Annotated in this window: 11 protein-coding genes; 4 read left to right on the top strand and 7 right to left on the bottom strand. The window is 50.4% G+C overall.

What is annotated here, in order from left to right; all coding sequences use genetic code 11:
- Nucleotides 1-72 precede the first annotated feature (72 nt).
- Both BZG73_RS06110 and BZG73_RS06105 read right to left on the bottom strand, forming a co-directional pair.
- Nucleotides 73-1821 carry a formate--tetrahydrofolate ligase gene (locus BZG73_RS06110; protein WP_077667837.1) on the bottom strand — a complete coding sequence of 583 codons (1749 nt, stop codon included), beginning with the start codon at nucleotides 1819-1821 and terminating at the stop codon, nucleotides 73-75.
- A gap of 155 nt (nucleotides 1822-1976) precedes the next feature.
- Nucleotides 1977-3641, bottom strand: a complete 1665-nt coding sequence (locus tag BZG73_RS06105) for a methyl-accepting chemotaxis protein (RefSeq protein WP_197075719.1) — start codon at nucleotides 3639-3641, stop codon at nucleotides 1977-1979.
- A 273-nt stretch (nucleotides 3642-3914) separates the two neighbouring features.
- On the opposite strand from BZG73_RS06105, the gene BZG73_RS06100 reads away from it, so the two are divergent.
- On the top strand, nucleotides 3915-5255 hold the full coding sequence (locus BZG73_RS06100) for an ABC1 kinase family protein (protein ID WP_201247888.1): 1341 nt from the start codon (nucleotides 3915-3917) through the stop codon (nucleotides 5253-5255).
- A gap of 26 nt (nucleotides 5256-5281) precedes the next feature.
- Here the strand turns inward: BZG73_RS06100 and BZG73_RS06095 are convergent, their stop codons facing one another.
- A complete protein-coding gene (locus BZG73_RS06095) occupies nucleotides 5282-6223 on the bottom strand; it encodes a Gfo/Idh/MocA family protein (protein WP_046073278.1) in 942 nt (313 codons plus the stop codon).
- 100 nt (nucleotides 6224-6323) lie between these two features.
- Here BZG73_RS06095 and BZG73_RS06090 point away from each other — a divergent pair, with 100 nt between their 5' ends.
- Together BZG73_RS06090 and BZG73_RS06085 are read left to right on the top strand one after the other, a co-directional pair.
- Nucleotides 6324-6656 carry a DUF3392 domain-containing protein gene (locus tag BZG73_RS06090; protein WP_046073279.1) on the top strand — a complete coding sequence of 111 codons (333 nt, stop codon included), beginning with the start codon at nucleotides 6324-6326 and terminating at the stop codon, nucleotides 6654-6656.
- Nucleotides 6657-6813: 157 nt separating this feature from the next.
- Nucleotides 6814-8091, top strand: coding sequence for a DASH family cryptochrome (locus tag BZG73_RS06085; protein WP_077606229.1), 1278 nt, complete (start codon nucleotides 6814-6816; stop codon nucleotides 8089-8091).
- Between the two features lie 18 nt (nucleotides 8092-8109).
- Here the strand turns inward: BZG73_RS06085 and BZG73_RS06080 are convergent, their stop codons facing one another.
- The 3 genes from BZG73_RS06080 to BZG73_RS06070 all read right to left on the bottom strand — a co-directional run bounded on the left by BZG73_RS06080 (nucleotide 8110) and on the right by BZG73_RS06070 (nucleotide 11489).
- Nucleotides 8110-8751, bottom strand: coding sequence for an esterase/lipase family protein (locus BZG73_RS06080; RefSeq protein WP_077577835.1), 642 nt, complete (start codon nucleotides 8749-8751; stop codon nucleotides 8110-8112).
- Between the two features lie 185 nt (nucleotides 8752-8936).
- Nucleotides 8937-10307 carry a YjiH family protein gene (locus BZG73_RS06075; RefSeq protein ID WP_227486463.1) on the bottom strand — a complete coding sequence of 457 codons (1371 nt, stop codon included), beginning with the start codon at nucleotides 10305-10307 and terminating at the stop codon, nucleotides 8937-8939.
- Nucleotides 10308-10652: 345 nt separating this feature from the next.
- On the bottom strand, nucleotides 10653-11489 hold the full coding sequence (locus BZG73_RS06070) for a hypothetical protein (RefSeq protein ID WP_131826186.1): 837 nt from the start codon (nucleotides 11487-11489) through the stop codon (nucleotides 10653-10655).
- A gap of 206 nt (nucleotides 11490-11695) precedes the next feature.
- Between BZG73_RS06070 and BZG73_RS06065 the strand changes: the two genes are divergently transcribed.
- Nucleotides 11696-12031: a DUF440 family protein gene (locus tag BZG73_RS06065; RefSeq protein WP_046073283.1), complete on the top strand. Its 336-nt coding sequence runs from the start codon at nucleotides 11696-11698 to the stop codon at nucleotides 12029-12031.
- Nucleotides 12032-12120: 89 nt separating this feature from the next.
- Here the strand turns inward: BZG73_RS06065 and emrD are convergent, their stop codons facing one another.
- The gene (gene emrD, locus BZG73_RS06060) at nucleotides 12121-13329 is read right to left on the bottom strand and encodes a multidrug efflux MFS transporter EmrD (RefSeq protein WP_077577838.1); all 1209 of its coding nucleotides are present in this window, start codon (nucleotides 13327-13329) and stop codon (nucleotides 12121-12123) included.
- Between the last annotated feature and the right edge of the window lie 175 nt (nucleotides 13330-13504).

Here is a 13504-nt window from a genome sequence, read left to right as displayed (position 1 = left end):
GACGAGCGTGGCCGCATGTAGCACAAACAAAAAAGCCGCTGACAACAGCGGCTCTCACGAGGGTTAGGATCATTAACTCAACCCAATAATATTACCTTCATCATCGAGGTCGAGATTCATAAACGCCGGTTTTTCCGGTAGACCGGGCATAGTCATCACGTTGCCGCATAAGGCATAGATAAACCCAGCACCCGCGCACAGTTTTAACTCGCGGATCGGTACATCAAAGCCTTTTGGAGCACCTTTTATCGCACCATCGGTTGAAATAGACAGCGGCGTTTTCGCCAAACAGACTGCCAAACCGTTATACCCTTGCGCTTTAAATTGTTGCAGTTGCTGTTTCGCGGTCTCACTTAACGTCACGCTTCCCGCGCCATAACCAACTTCCGCAACCGCCATCAGTTTTTCTTCCAAGCTTTGCTGGGCATGATACAAGGGCGAGAATGATGCATTGGTTTCACATTGCGCGACCACTTGTTCCGCCAGTTTACGCGTACCCTCGCCACCTTGGGCAAAGCCTTCACTGATCGCTACTCTTACTTTGTTGGGCAGCGCTTCAATCATCGCCTTGAGTGTCGCTAGCTCAGCATCACTGTCTTGTGGAAAGCGGTTAATCGCCACTACCGCCGGCACACCATATTGAGTCACGTTATTGATATGCCACTTGAGGTTTTCAAACCCTGCTACCAATGCTTCATCATCATCCGCAAAGAGCGCGTCGGGCATAGACTGACCGGGCTGTAAGTTGTAGTGACCCGAGTTAGCTTTTAAGCCGCGCAATGTCGCCACAATCACCGCACAGTCTGGCGCTTTACCGGATGCTTGCGCTTTGATGTTACAAGCTTTTTCAAACCCCATGTCTGAGCCAAAACCGCCCTCGGTGACAGTATAATCACCCAACTTAAGCGCAATATTATCGGCGATAATCGACGAATTGCCATGAGCAATATTGGCAAACGGGCCGGCGTGAATCATTGTCGGCACGCCTTCTAGAGTTTGCATCAAGGTGGGTTCAATCGCTTCTTTCATACTGACCGCCATCGCGCCGGCCACTTGCAAATCTTCGGTGGTGATCGGCTCACCGGTATGGCTATAAGCCAATACTATGCGGCCGATGCGCTGACGCAGATCGCGAAGATCGCTCGCCAACGCCAGAATCGCCATTAGCTCAGAGGCAGCCGAGATATCAAACCCGCCCTCACGCTCGTAGCCGTTGATGGTTTTACCCGGTTCGTTTTTACCCACAGTCACCATACGCAAGGCGCGATCGTTATGATCCATCACCCGCTTCCACACCACGCGACTTGGGTCAATTTTTAACGCTTTTAAGCCACTGCGCGCCTCAAAATCGTCATAGCCTAGACGTTGCTCGTGATAAATTCGCGCATCAATGGCCGCAGCGGCCAAGTTATGCGCCGCGGTCACCGCATGAATATCTCCCGTCAGGTGGAGGTTGAGCTCCTCCATCGGAGCCACTTGCGAATAACCACCGCCAGCTGCGCCACCTTTCACACCAAATACGGGCCCCATCGAAGGCTGACGAATACAGGCCGTTACAGAATGATTCAGCTTGGCCAAGCCTTGCGCCAGACCAATGGTGGTGACGGTTTTGCCTTCACCCAAGGGCGTGGGAGTTATAGCGGTGACCAGGACTAACTTTCCGGTTGGGTTGGGCGCAAGACGCTTTAAGCAATCGAGAGAGATTTTGGCTTTATAGCTACCTTGCGTTTTAAACTCTGAGTCAAGGAGGCCAACTTGTTTGGCTATGGTGGAAATGGGGGCGAGTGTGGTGTTACGACAAATCTCGACATCAGGCAGCATGAAACCCTCTCAATGGCGCACAATATGTTCAAAGCAAACGTTTGCGTGAGCATAATACCGCTAAAATAGCTATTGTAAAGCGAAAGGACGCTTGCGGTAAGCGTCCTTTATGACTTTTTATCCCATGTGCCGAGAATAGTGATCATGCTATTGGCTTAGGCGACTTTAAATTGCCCCACCAAGGTATCGAGATCTTGACCCAGTGAGCTCAGCTCTTCCGCCGCGTGTGACGATGCCTCACTCGAGTTCAATAAGCTAGCGACAATGTCACGAATCGATACCAGATTACGATGAATATCTTCCGTGACCGTGGTTTGCTCTGACGCCGCACTGGCAATTTGCGAGGTCATATCGTTCACTTGCGAAAACGCCGCACTCACCGAGGTGATTCGCTCGCCAATTTGCGCTGAAATCGTTGCCATGCTTTGGCACTCTTGATCGCTGTCGGCAATGGTTTTCACGGCACTATCCACATGCACGTGTAGACCATCAAGCATGTCACGGATCTCATGGGTACTGGTTTGAGTGCGACTGGCCAAGGTGCGCACTTCATCGGCCACCACCGCAAAGCCTCTCCCCTGCTCACCCGCGCGAGCGGCTTCAATCGCCGCGTTCAGCGCCAATAGATTGGTTTGCTCAGCAATCTCACCAATCACGGACAGTACCGAGGTAATTTTATCCGACTGAGCTTTAAGTTGATCCACCTGCCCGCTCGACTCGCTCATTTTCGCTACCAACTTCTCGACCGATGCCTCTGATTCACGCACTTGCGCCTGAGCATTTTGCGCATCTTGGGTGGCAGAGGTGGCGGCATCAGCCACCTGTGTCGTGTTTTGTGCCACTTCTTGCGCAGCAGAGCTCATCTCTGTCACCGCGGTGACCACTTGCTCGGTCTCGTTATCATGGGTTTGTAGTTTTTCAGCCACTGCGGATGTTTGCTGAGCCATATCACAGGCGGTGCTGTTTACTTGCGCCGTGACTTGCGCGACGCGCTGAATGGTGTGCTGCAGCTTCTCTACAAAGCGATTAAAGGCATGACCGAGTTGGGCGATTTCATCATAGCCATGTACGTGCAAACGCTGAGTGAGATCGCCCTCACCGCTAGCAATATCATTAAGCTTATCAAGCATGTTTTTCACCGGCTCACCAATACGCTGCGCAAACCAGCTCACCAGCAACACCGTGATAATCACTGTGCTTATCCCCAACAGGGTTAAACGGAAAATTTGTGCATCCAGGGTTTGCTCTGCGTCGGTGCGATAGGCAGCAACCTCTTGCTCAATGTCATCGGTGTAGGCGCCAGTACCTAATAGCCATTGACCATTATTCACCATTACCGCATAGCCGATTTTATCAATCAGCGCATCGGTACCCGGCTTATCAAACATAAAATTAAAGTAGCCATCGCCACGTTGTGCCGCCTCGAGTAACCCTTGAATCACCTTATTGCCTTTAGGATCGGTAAAATCAATCAGGTTTTTTCCTTCAAGCGCCGGTTTAACAGGGTGAAACACATTGATCCCCTGTTTGTTGTAAATAAAAAAGTAACCCGTCTCGCCAAACTGCACATCAGTAAGCGCCGTTTTCACCTCAGCCAAGCGAGCCTCACTGGTGCCTGGGTTAAGACGCTTAACGATATTCTCCGCTACCTGAGTCACTTCTTTGAGTTGTTTTTTACGCTCGTTGACCAACTTCTCCCGAAACGTGGCAATGTTTTCTTCTATTAACGCCTGTTCGTTATAGGCCGTGACCGCACTCATAATCAGCATTGAGGCGATCAGTGGCACGATGGCAAGTAGCAGTATTTTCGTTTTAAACATCAGCTTCATTGGCAATTACCCTACAGACTAACTTTGTAAGCAAATGCTACTACTTAACTAGACAGTCAAAAATATAAACTGCTGTTTTATTTGATCTAAACGCGATTTCACCCCCGAGGCTGTGACCCGGGTTGGAATGTCATGTAAATGGAAAGGTCTTTGCCATATCGTGGTGTGGATTTGGCTCGTTAACTCGCATCTTTGTGAGCGCGAGCAACTCGTCCCACCAAACCATTCCGCTGTTCGTCGCGTATTCTTAGGAGGATTCAGGAGGTGGCTATGAAAAATCGTAAAGTGCCGCATGGTAAGTTTTCTCGCTTTGGTGCACTGGCTTCGTTGGCGGGGCGTGTGGCGTCGAATGTGGCGTGGGAAGGTACCAAACAGTTTGCCCAGGGCAATCGGCCGAGTCGTAAGGATTTGATGATGTCGCCGGCCAATATTGCCCACGTGGCGGACAAACTGGCGGACTTACGTGGAGCGGCGATGAAGGTCGGTCAATTGTTGTCGATGGATGCGGGGGATTTGATTCCGCCAGAGCTCAGCGATCTGCTCGCCCGTTTGCGTAATAATGCCACTCCCATGCCACCGGCGCAGCTCAAAGCGGTGCTTAATGAAGAGCTGGGCGACAATTGGCAGGCTGAGTTCACCCACTTTCGTTTTTCGCCCATCGCGTCAGCGTCGATAGGCCAAGTGCACGAGGCCTATACCGATGCCGGTGAAAAAGTAGCGGTAAAGGTGCAATACCCGCGCATCAAAGACAGCATTGATAGCGATGTGGATAATGTGATCACCCTACTGCGCTTAAGTGGCCTGATCCCCAAAGAAGCGAATTACCAAGCCTTACTCGATGAAGCCAAGCAACAACTGCATGATGAAGCCGATTACGGCAAAGAGGCACAAGCATTGACTCGGTTTGGCGACCATTTGAAAAATGCCAACGGTTTGGTGGTGCCAAGGGTTCACTCAGCCCTTACCTCAGATCGCATTCTCACCATGAGCTATATGGCAGGAGAGCCGATTGAGCAACTCAACAAGGCTTCAGAGACGATTCGTCACCGCGTGATCAGTCGTTTATTCCAGTTGCTGTTTGAGGAAGTCTTTGTGTTTGGCGAGGTCCAAACCGATCCTAACTTTGCCAACTATTTGTATCAGCCCGATACCGGACGCGTCGTGTTGCTCGATTTTGGCGCCACCCGTCAGTATGCCCCGACGTTTACCGATGGGTATCGCAAGCTATTTTTAGCGGCGATTGAAAAAGACAAGGCAGGGATTGAGGCGGCACTGACCCAAATTGGCTTTTTTGCCGACCACATCTTGCCAGAGCAAAAAGCCAGTGTGCTGGAGCTTGTGAACACCGCTTGTGAACCGATTGCGACGGATGCGCCATTTAACTTTGGCGACGCCGATTTGGCAACGCGTTTACGTAACCGTGGGATGGCGCTGAGTATGGAACAAGGCTATTGGCACACACCACCGGCGGATGCACTGTTTTTACATCGTAAAATAGCAGGGTTGTATTTGCTGGCGGCCAAGTTAAACGTGAGCTTTAATGTCCGCCAGTTGTTATTGCCCTATTTAATCCACTCGCATACGGATAATCCGGTCGAAGCGTAAACAGCCACAGCGTGCTGCGCGTGGGACTAGGGGCTATCGCGCAGCGCTTCACAATAGGCGACCAAATCTTCCGCGGCCCAGTGGCTCGCCACATTACGAGCGGTGAGAGCAGCATCAACCCGCCCTTCGCTGACCACCTCAAACCAATGGCTGAGCATAGCCGCAAAACCTTTGCTCGCTTGCATACCCGTCCAATCTGGCAAGGTAAGCTGTGTGGTGACGTTGTCTTGCATGCGCGCACCACGGGTAAAGCCATCAAAGAAATAGCACTCGTTACGATAAGCCGCCGCAATGGTTTCTTTGGTGACCCCATACTGGCGGTTCATGCTGGCCTCAAACAAGCTATTGTCGCGGTGCCAACGCACGTCTAAGCGGCCTAGCAAGCCTTCGCTAAATTGAGCAAACACGTCCAAATCATCAATATTAATGTCACCATGAACGTTTATACTGTCGAGTGGATGAATGAAATCATCAAAAATAAAACGACGCGGTGCATCGGGCAGCGCATGACGGTGTTTTTCCCAACGCAGCGATAAAAGGGGTGTGCCCAGCTCGTCTTCGGGGCGCTGGCCATTGAGATGAGTGTTGAGCAAAGGCAAATAACGCCGGTTAAAGCCTGCAAACAAGGGGGTTTGCTGTTGTTCTGCCAAGTTGAATAAGGCTTCAACCTCCGCGCCTGATGGGGCGACAGGTTTATCGACAAACACCGGCACACCTGCTTGCAAGCAGGTACGAATCAAGGCCGCATGCGAGTCGGTGGCGCTGTGAATCATCACTCCATCCACCCCTAATGCTAAGCATTGTTGGATATCACTTGCGGTCTCACTCACTCGGTATTGCGTGGCGAGCGTCGCCAGCTTAGCGTCATCACGGCTGCACAATACCCATTCGAGCCCTGGCCAATTTACCATCAATGGCAAGTAGGCTTTTTGCGCAATGTCCCCTAACCCGATCGATGCGATTTTCATGCCTTCTCCTTACATCGTGCGCTCCCGCGGGCTAAGTCCGCGCTGGAAGTCGCCAGCAGAAATCAGTACTCTAGCCGCATTCTACACAGTGTAAATCGTTATGAATATTTTAATCTCTTGGTTTTCTCAGGCGGGTGCGTGGTTAACGCCATGGCTCAGTGATATTGCAGTAGCAATTGTGGCGTCACTGTTGGTGGTATTTGGCAATGATATTAATCGGACGCTACGCCGTTTATTGACCGGTCATCATTTTATCGTTCGCACTCTGGTATTTGTGGCGATCAATGCCTTTGGTTACGGCGCTTTTATCATTACCGTCTCTCCGTGGCTGGCGCGACAAATGCGCGGATGGCCAGATCATTGGCTCTTTGCCGGTTTGGTCGCCACCTTTGTTTTTATTGGAATGTGGGCGCAACGCCAGCGACAGATCTAGTCTTCGTCCATAACACTCATTCACACCCCCAGCGCGCACTTAGGCGGATGTGAGAGCCCGCATTCATGCTCGTGGTTGGCGAATAGTCACCCAGTTGATCCAATCAAGCAATCCGCCCGCAGCCTGTGAGCGTATTGGAGGGAAAAAGGAGATAGGTATGCAACGCGGATTAATGTGGTTTCGTCACGACCTTCGAATACATGATAACCCTGCACTCGCCAATTTAGCCTCGAGCTGCGATCAGCTGACCTGCGTCTTTGTGATTGACCCCAGCTGGTATCGTGCGGATCACTTTCAAAGTAAGCACCTCGGTGCCCCACGGGAAGCGTTTTTGTGGCAAAGCCTAACCGAACTGCATCGCGCCCTGGATGCGATGGGGCAAAAATTGATTATTCGCACCGGCAAGCCGCTAGAGGTGGTGGCAAATCTGTGTATGGATCATGAGTTTGACCTTATTGGCGTCACCGACCACCCAGGGACACGTGAGCGTCACCAGGTTGATACGCTGGTTGAGCGCTTTCCGCAGCGGGTGGTTGTCTCGGATGCTCACACCTTGTTTACCCAGCATCAGCTGCCGTTTGACTTACCTGAGATCCCGACGACCTTTACTCAATTCCGTAAAGCGGTGGAAAAGCGCGGGATCAAACCACGCTTGCCGTTACCAGTACCTGAGTCATTGCCAGCCCCCATCACAGCGATTAAGTCCGACCCAGCGCCCCTATCTGATCGCCGAATAGCCCCTTATCAAGGCGGTGAAATCGCCGGGCGTGCGCAACTGAATCATTACTTATGGGATACCCATCGTATTCAGCGCTATAAAGAAACGCGCAACGGCCTTGATGGTTGGGATTTCTCGTCACGCTTATCGGCTTGGCTCGCAAACGGCAGTTTGTCCGTACGCTGGGTCGCCGCAGAGCTCGATCGATATGAGCGCAATGTTGAAAAAAACGAGTCAACCTATTGGCTATATTTTGAGCTGTTGTGGCGCGAATATTTCCAATGGATGCTGTATCACTATGGTGCCCGCTTTTTTGCGTTCAAAGGCATTACCAACAAACGGCCACTCACCACTTTTTATGCCGAAGCCTTTATGGCATGGCGTGAAGGCACGACGTCCTTTCCTATTGTCAATGCGGCGATGCGCCAGCTTAAACAAACCGGATGGCTCTCGAATCGCAGTCGTCAATTGGTGGCCAGCTGCTTAGTCCATGAGTTAGGTGTTGATTGGCGCTATGGCGCAGCATACTTTGAGCAGCAACTGATTGATTTTGATGTAGCGGCTAATTATGGCAATTGGCAATACTTAGCAGGCGTTGGTGCCGATCCGCGCGGCAGCCGCCGGTTTAACCTCGACAAACAAGCCGCGCAATATGACCCCGATGGGACGTTTGTTAATACTTGGGTGGGAACACACGAATCATCCGAACTAAAGTGACCTTATCAAACCATCACTTTAGCCCTCGGCGGCTGGCACAGCCGTCGGCTCATATTGAGCGACTAACTGAATCACACGCTCACTGACCCGCCTTGAAAACAGTAATGCAATGTGGGTCACCGAGTACAGATCGTGACTGGTCATGCCCTCGATTTTGGTTTCTTCGACCAGCACAGTGCCATCGCAGACTTGGTTCTTTAACAACAGCGCCGCGGGTCCCCAGGGGCAATCGCCGGCAAGGCTATGTAACGGCGGAAGATTCTTCCAAGGCCTGACCTTGTCAGGGATAAGCATGTCTTCGCTACGTTGAAACAACCAGCCGCCCCACCCCAGATCGCCAAAAATACTTGCTAACTTAGCGCCTTGATGCGGCGTGCCCAAAGTGATCACCGCGCGAACATCGAGAGGCGGTCTATCACACCGCTTTGTGCTCTGTTCCAAGTAACGGCGAATAATGAGTCCGCCCATCGAATGGCCAATCAAGATCGCTGGCTGGTCGCCAACAAACGCATCGATTTTGGCGGTGATACCCTCTAGGTCCGGATTGAGCGTATTATACGAAACATTCAGCACCTGGTGCCCATGTTTTTCTAAGCGCTCGCACAGCGGAATCAAAAAAACACCGTGCATGTATAACCCATGAAGAGTGACTATTTTCATCCCGCCTCCCATTAGCCGCTGCGTTCAGCATACCAATATATGTCCCTTTCTGCCCATAGGTGGTTGATACAACCGAGGGCTTGCATCACAACAACGAGGACGCGTTAACAAAAAAACGCCCCACAAAAAGTGAGGCGTTGATGATGTAAGGAGGACGCGCATAGCGGCTTATGCGTAGCGCCTAATTAGAAAATCAGGTGAGCAATCCCTGCGATAACAGGCAGAGTGACTAGCGTACGTAAAATAAAGATCACGAACAGCTCCCACAGCTTGACTGGGATTTTGCTTCCCAGTAATAAGGCACCCACTTCCGAGATATAAATCAACTGGGTCACCGATACCGTAGCAATCACAAAACGGGTCATTTCACTGTCGATTTCTGCGGCTAAAATGGCAGGAATAAACATGTCTGCAAAACCAATCACCATGGTCTCAGAGGCTTTCACCGCATCAGGGATATGCAATAGTTCAAGCAGTGGCACAAAGGGCGCCCCTAGGATGCTAAACACATCGGTGTACTCAGCGACCATCAACGCCGCCGTACCAATTGCCATCACAACTGGCAACACACCTAACACCATATCGACGGCGTTTTGTACGCCTTCTTTTAGCACACTGCTTACCGAGCGAATTTTCTCGGCACGTGTCAGAGCACAGTGCAGTCCATAGCTCAGCGTATTGTGGCCAGCCGGTAGGACTTCATCATTGGTTTCACGCTCAGAGTTATCGATAAGCGCATCTTTTTTCCAGCTCAGAGGAGGAAGACGAGGAACGATGATCGCCGCCGCAATCCCAGCTAAACAGACGGTGAGATAGAACCAAGCAAACATGTGCATCAAGTCGACTTGCGCTATCACCACCAAACTAAAGCTGATTGAAACCGCAGAGAACGTCGTGCCAACCACTGCCGCTTCACGCTGGGTATAAAAACCTTGCTCATATTGTTTACTGGTCATCAAGATACCGACGCTGCCATCGCCCAACCAAGAGGCGGCACAGTCGACCGCAGAGCGCCCCGGCAGACCGAATAACGGACGCATTACCTTGGTGAAAATAGCACCAAGCAGCTCGAGCAAGCCGAAACTTGTCAGTAGCGGCAGTAATAGACCAGCGAAAATAAACACGGATAACAAGGTAGGCAATAGCTCATTGAGCACAAAGGCTCCCGTTGTTTCACCCATGATGACTGGCGAGCCAAAACCATAAAACGCCATTACGATGAAGGCGGCACCGAAAACACGGGTGACAAGCCACACCGGAGAGACATTAAACAAACCATTAAGAAAGCCATTTCGCATGATAACGGCAGGCTTGGTCAGCGTAACCAACACTGAAACGACGGCACTCAACACCACTAAGGCAGTGACGACCGCTGTTGCACTGTTACCTAGTAAGTCCAAGACACTGCTCGCCATTACCGCAATCGGGATAGTGACGCTGTCACCGAAACTGACTGGCGTCATAAAAAGGAACAACCCCAATAATGATGGGATTGCGAACATCAGAATATTTCTCATCGAAGGTGACTTCGTAGAGAGAGTGTCAGTTTTTTGCATACGTCTGAATCCTGAATTTTTATTTATCTCACCGCGAGCATCAACGCCTTTGCTGATTAATTATTCACTCACTGTGACTAACTGGCATGCAGATTATCGAATCATACACAGGATGTAAATAATTATTTAGTCATAAATACTGAATAAATACACCCTAAAAGCAGATTACACATGCCTACTGGTGGTTTTATAGTTCAACAAACCATCTTTTGTGAAAAGTTTGTTACACCGTTTTATTGACCAAGATCAGATTCTGTTACTCACTTGTAGGGAATGAGGCGGGTTAACTCACAGAATACGCTTAATGTTCAAGCGTCCAACGCCAGCATCGTTGCCAAACGCTAGTTAACCAATTTTAAAGTCAATGCGCGCATATTCTTTGATCAACCAATCGCCAAAGTCATTGAGGAGGGTCATGACAGCACGTTTTTTTACCGGTTTGCGCTCTAGCAGGATAAAAAGCCGCTCAATCGCCATTTTTTTATCCGGGTAGTGTTTAATAAAAGCATCCGCACACTCGTTGAGTGATTCACTCCACTGCGCTTCTTTATGAAGTACCAAACCAAATGCACCGCGTATCAAGGTGTCTGCAATCGCTTGTGCGGTATTGAGCTGGGTATTCCATGTGGTGGCGGCGGTGATTTTTTGTTTGGCACGCGCGAGTTTGTCAGAGATATCCGGATTCATCGCCTTCGCCACTTCCCAGCTGGCTTCAAATAAACCAAAACTGGCTGACAAGTCTTGGCCATAGAGGCAAATGGCTCTGTGCTTAAAAAAGAATCCCCAGTGAAAGATTTGTGAGAGATCTCTAACATGTGACACGGTCACGATATCGATATGGCAATCACTGATCACCTTGCTATGACTGGTTTTTAATCGCCAGAGCAAGGTGTTTAATGCGTTCGATTGATCAAGCGTCAGGGCGTGTTGGCACACCACCGTCAGCGATAGCACGCTGTCTTTCACCACGGCTCGCCGCCAAACAATATCTCCACTCACGTAGACGCTGTGAAGCCGCTTGCCGAGCAAGCCACGTAGTTGCTTCACCGCTTTAATCATCACGGGGATAAATTCAGATTGAAACGGGGCACGCCGGTCGGGCTCCGGTAAATAAGCGTTTCTGGATTGCAACTGAGTCACGACTTTCACACAGGTTTGAGTACGCGCGCTATTGTTGGTCATCTGCATAAACAAATCAACGCTCTAACTGTGGGTCTGCTTTTATTTTAGCCAGAGGTTGTCTATTTGACCATGAGAGCCGTCGGTTGAGAGGACAAACACGGATACACTTTAGATACCTCTTTGTGCAGGTCAACCGATACGGCGCGGCTGAGATACCCCTTACAGCATGGTATAGTGAGCATACATACAGACAACGAGAGCTTACCATGACGCAAGAGAATCAACTCAGCTTGGAGACCGTGCTAGAGATCGCGTTCGAGATTTTTGCCGAAACGGCCCCAGACAACTTGGAGTTTGACGATTTAATGCTCTATGAGTCACGCTTTGAAGAAGAAGGGGGCGCTGTGGTGGTTGAAGTAAACAATGATTGGCCAGAGCATGTGGGAGCGGATGTTGACTTATCTCAGTGTGCCGAGGTGCAAATGGGTATAGCTGGCGCTGAGGTGTTAGATGAAGTCTTTGTTCGTATGCTCATCAGCCGAGACCCAGATAATAAATTCTGTCATTTATTGTGGAAGCGCAGCCCAACACAGATCCACTAGCCCTGCCCCACAGAATAACGGCAGCGATAGGTGCTGCCGTTGTGGATGCGAACTGGCGCCGACTTCATTGGATAATACCGGTTGAATGATTACAGTACGGTCACTGAGTCCGCGTCATCATGGGCGTGAGCGCGATAACTGATGACCAGTCCCAAGCTTGCCAGCGTCGCCAATGTCAGCATGATTACCCCTAATGATAATTGGCTAGCCACACCGAAACTACTGGCGACGAGTGTTACCAGCCCTGCCAATAGATTTTGCGCGCCGCCAAGAATTGCCCCTGCCGTGCCAGCATGGTAAGGAAAAGGACTAATCGCTCCTGTACTGGCTGCCGGAAAGAGAATACCTGCACCAGCAAAATAGACACAGCCGCCACCCACTAACGCATAGAGTGAAACATCACCGAGCATACCGGGTAATCCTATGATGCCTGCCCCCAACAACGCTAAGACACTGCCCAATGTCAGGGTGGGATAATACCCCATACTTTCGGAAAGCCGGCTCGACAACCCTGACCCGACTAAGTATGCCGGCAGAGGGACAACAAACAGCAAACTGATCACACTCGGAGACAACGCTAACGCATCTGACATGATCACACCTGCCGCCGCCTCGAATAAAGATACACCGGAAAAAACGGTAATTAAGCACAGCAAATATCCTTTAAATTGATGTGATCGCATAACATGACGATAGCGCGCACCAAAATGACCAGGTTGGCGTAAATCGGCAGGCAAAGTCTCGCTAAACCGCCAAGCCATGACTGTATAAACCAAGACACCGAGTAACAATAAAAAGAAGTAGCTGGCACGCCAATGTAGGGCCTCGGTTAACCCTCCTCCTAGAAGCGGAGCCACTAAGGGAGAAAAGATCAGTCCCATACTAACTAGGCTATTGGCGCGGTGCAGTTTGGCCCCGGAAAAACAATCTCGGGTTAAGGTGCGCGCCATGGCGCCGCCGCAGCCAATGCCCGCGCCTTGAACCATACTGCCCAGTAAAAATACGGCAAAGGAGGTGGCCAACAAGGTGATAGCCGTCCCGACTAAAAACAATGCCAACCCAAACAAAATAACCGGCTTACGACCGATGCGATCGGAGACAGGGCCATAAACAAACTGCGATAAACCATAAGGAATAAGATAACAAGCCATCACCGCTTGTAACCAAGCGGGTGATACAGCGAAGTCGTCTGCCATTGCACCGATGGATGGGACATACATGGTTTGGGTCATTTGCCCAACAGCCGCTAATAGAACGATCAATAGCAATAGCTTGCCCATAGGCATTGCCGAGGACATACCAGCACTCCTAAAAATAATTATGCGAAAATAAGTAAGAAATAGGTATCGAGGTTGAGGGTAAAGGCCTAGCCCACCTAGCCACCTAATGATAGACAGGCGAATGATAGGCTTTAAGAGAGAGTGTGGCAATCAGAGTTGAGAATAACGATCCCGATTCTTTATTATATTAAAG

It is taken from the genome of Salinivibrio siamensis (genome assembly GCF_001996005.1).
Lineage (GTDB): Bacteria > Pseudomonadota > Gammaproteobacteria > Enterobacterales > Vibrionaceae > Salinivibrio > Salinivibrio siamensis.
Note: the sequence above shows the minus strand (reverse complement) of the source record. Positions and strands in the feature narration are given on the sequence as shown.

Bases quoted from the DNA above. Each gene is read 5' to 3' on its own strand.
- BZG73_RS06110 (WP_077667837.1), bottom strand. From the start codon at position 1,821: ATGCTGCCTGATGTCGAGATTTGTCGTAACACCACACTCGCCCCCATT.
- BZG73_RS06105 (WP_197075719.1), bottom strand. From the start codon at position 3,641: ATGTTTAAAACGAAAATACTGCTACTTGCCATCGTGCCACTGATCGCC.
- BZG73_RS06095 (WP_046073278.1), bottom strand. From the start codon at position 6,223: ATGAAAATCGCATCGATCGGGTTAGGGGACATTGCGCAAAAAGCCTAC.
- BZG73_RS06090 (WP_046073279.1), top strand. From the start codon at position 6,324: ATGAATATTTTAATCTCTTGGTTTTCTCAGGCGGGTGCGTGGTTAACG.
- BZG73_RS06085 (WP_077606229.1), top strand. From the start codon at position 6,814: ATGCAACGCGGATTAATGTGGTTTCGTCACGACCTTCGAATACATGAT.
- BZG73_RS06080 (WP_077577835.1), bottom strand. From the start codon at position 8,751: ATGAAAATAGTCACTCTTCATGGGTTATACATGCACGGTGTTTTTTTG.
- BZG73_RS06075 (WP_227486463.1), bottom strand. From the start codon at position 10,307: ATGCAAAAAACTGACACTCTCTCTACGAAGTCACCTTCGATGAGAAAT.
- BZG73_RS06070 (WP_131826186.1), bottom strand. From the start codon at position 11,489: ATGACCAACAATAGCGCGCGTACTCAAACCTGTGTGAAAGTCGTGACT.
- BZG73_RS06065 (WP_046073283.1), top strand. From the start codon at position 11,696: ATGACGCAAGAGAATCAACTCAGCTTGGAGACCGTGCTAGAGATCGCG.
- emrD (WP_077577838.1), bottom strand. From the start codon at position 13,329: ATGTCCTCGGCAATGCCTATGGGCAAGCTATTGCTATTGATCGTTCTA.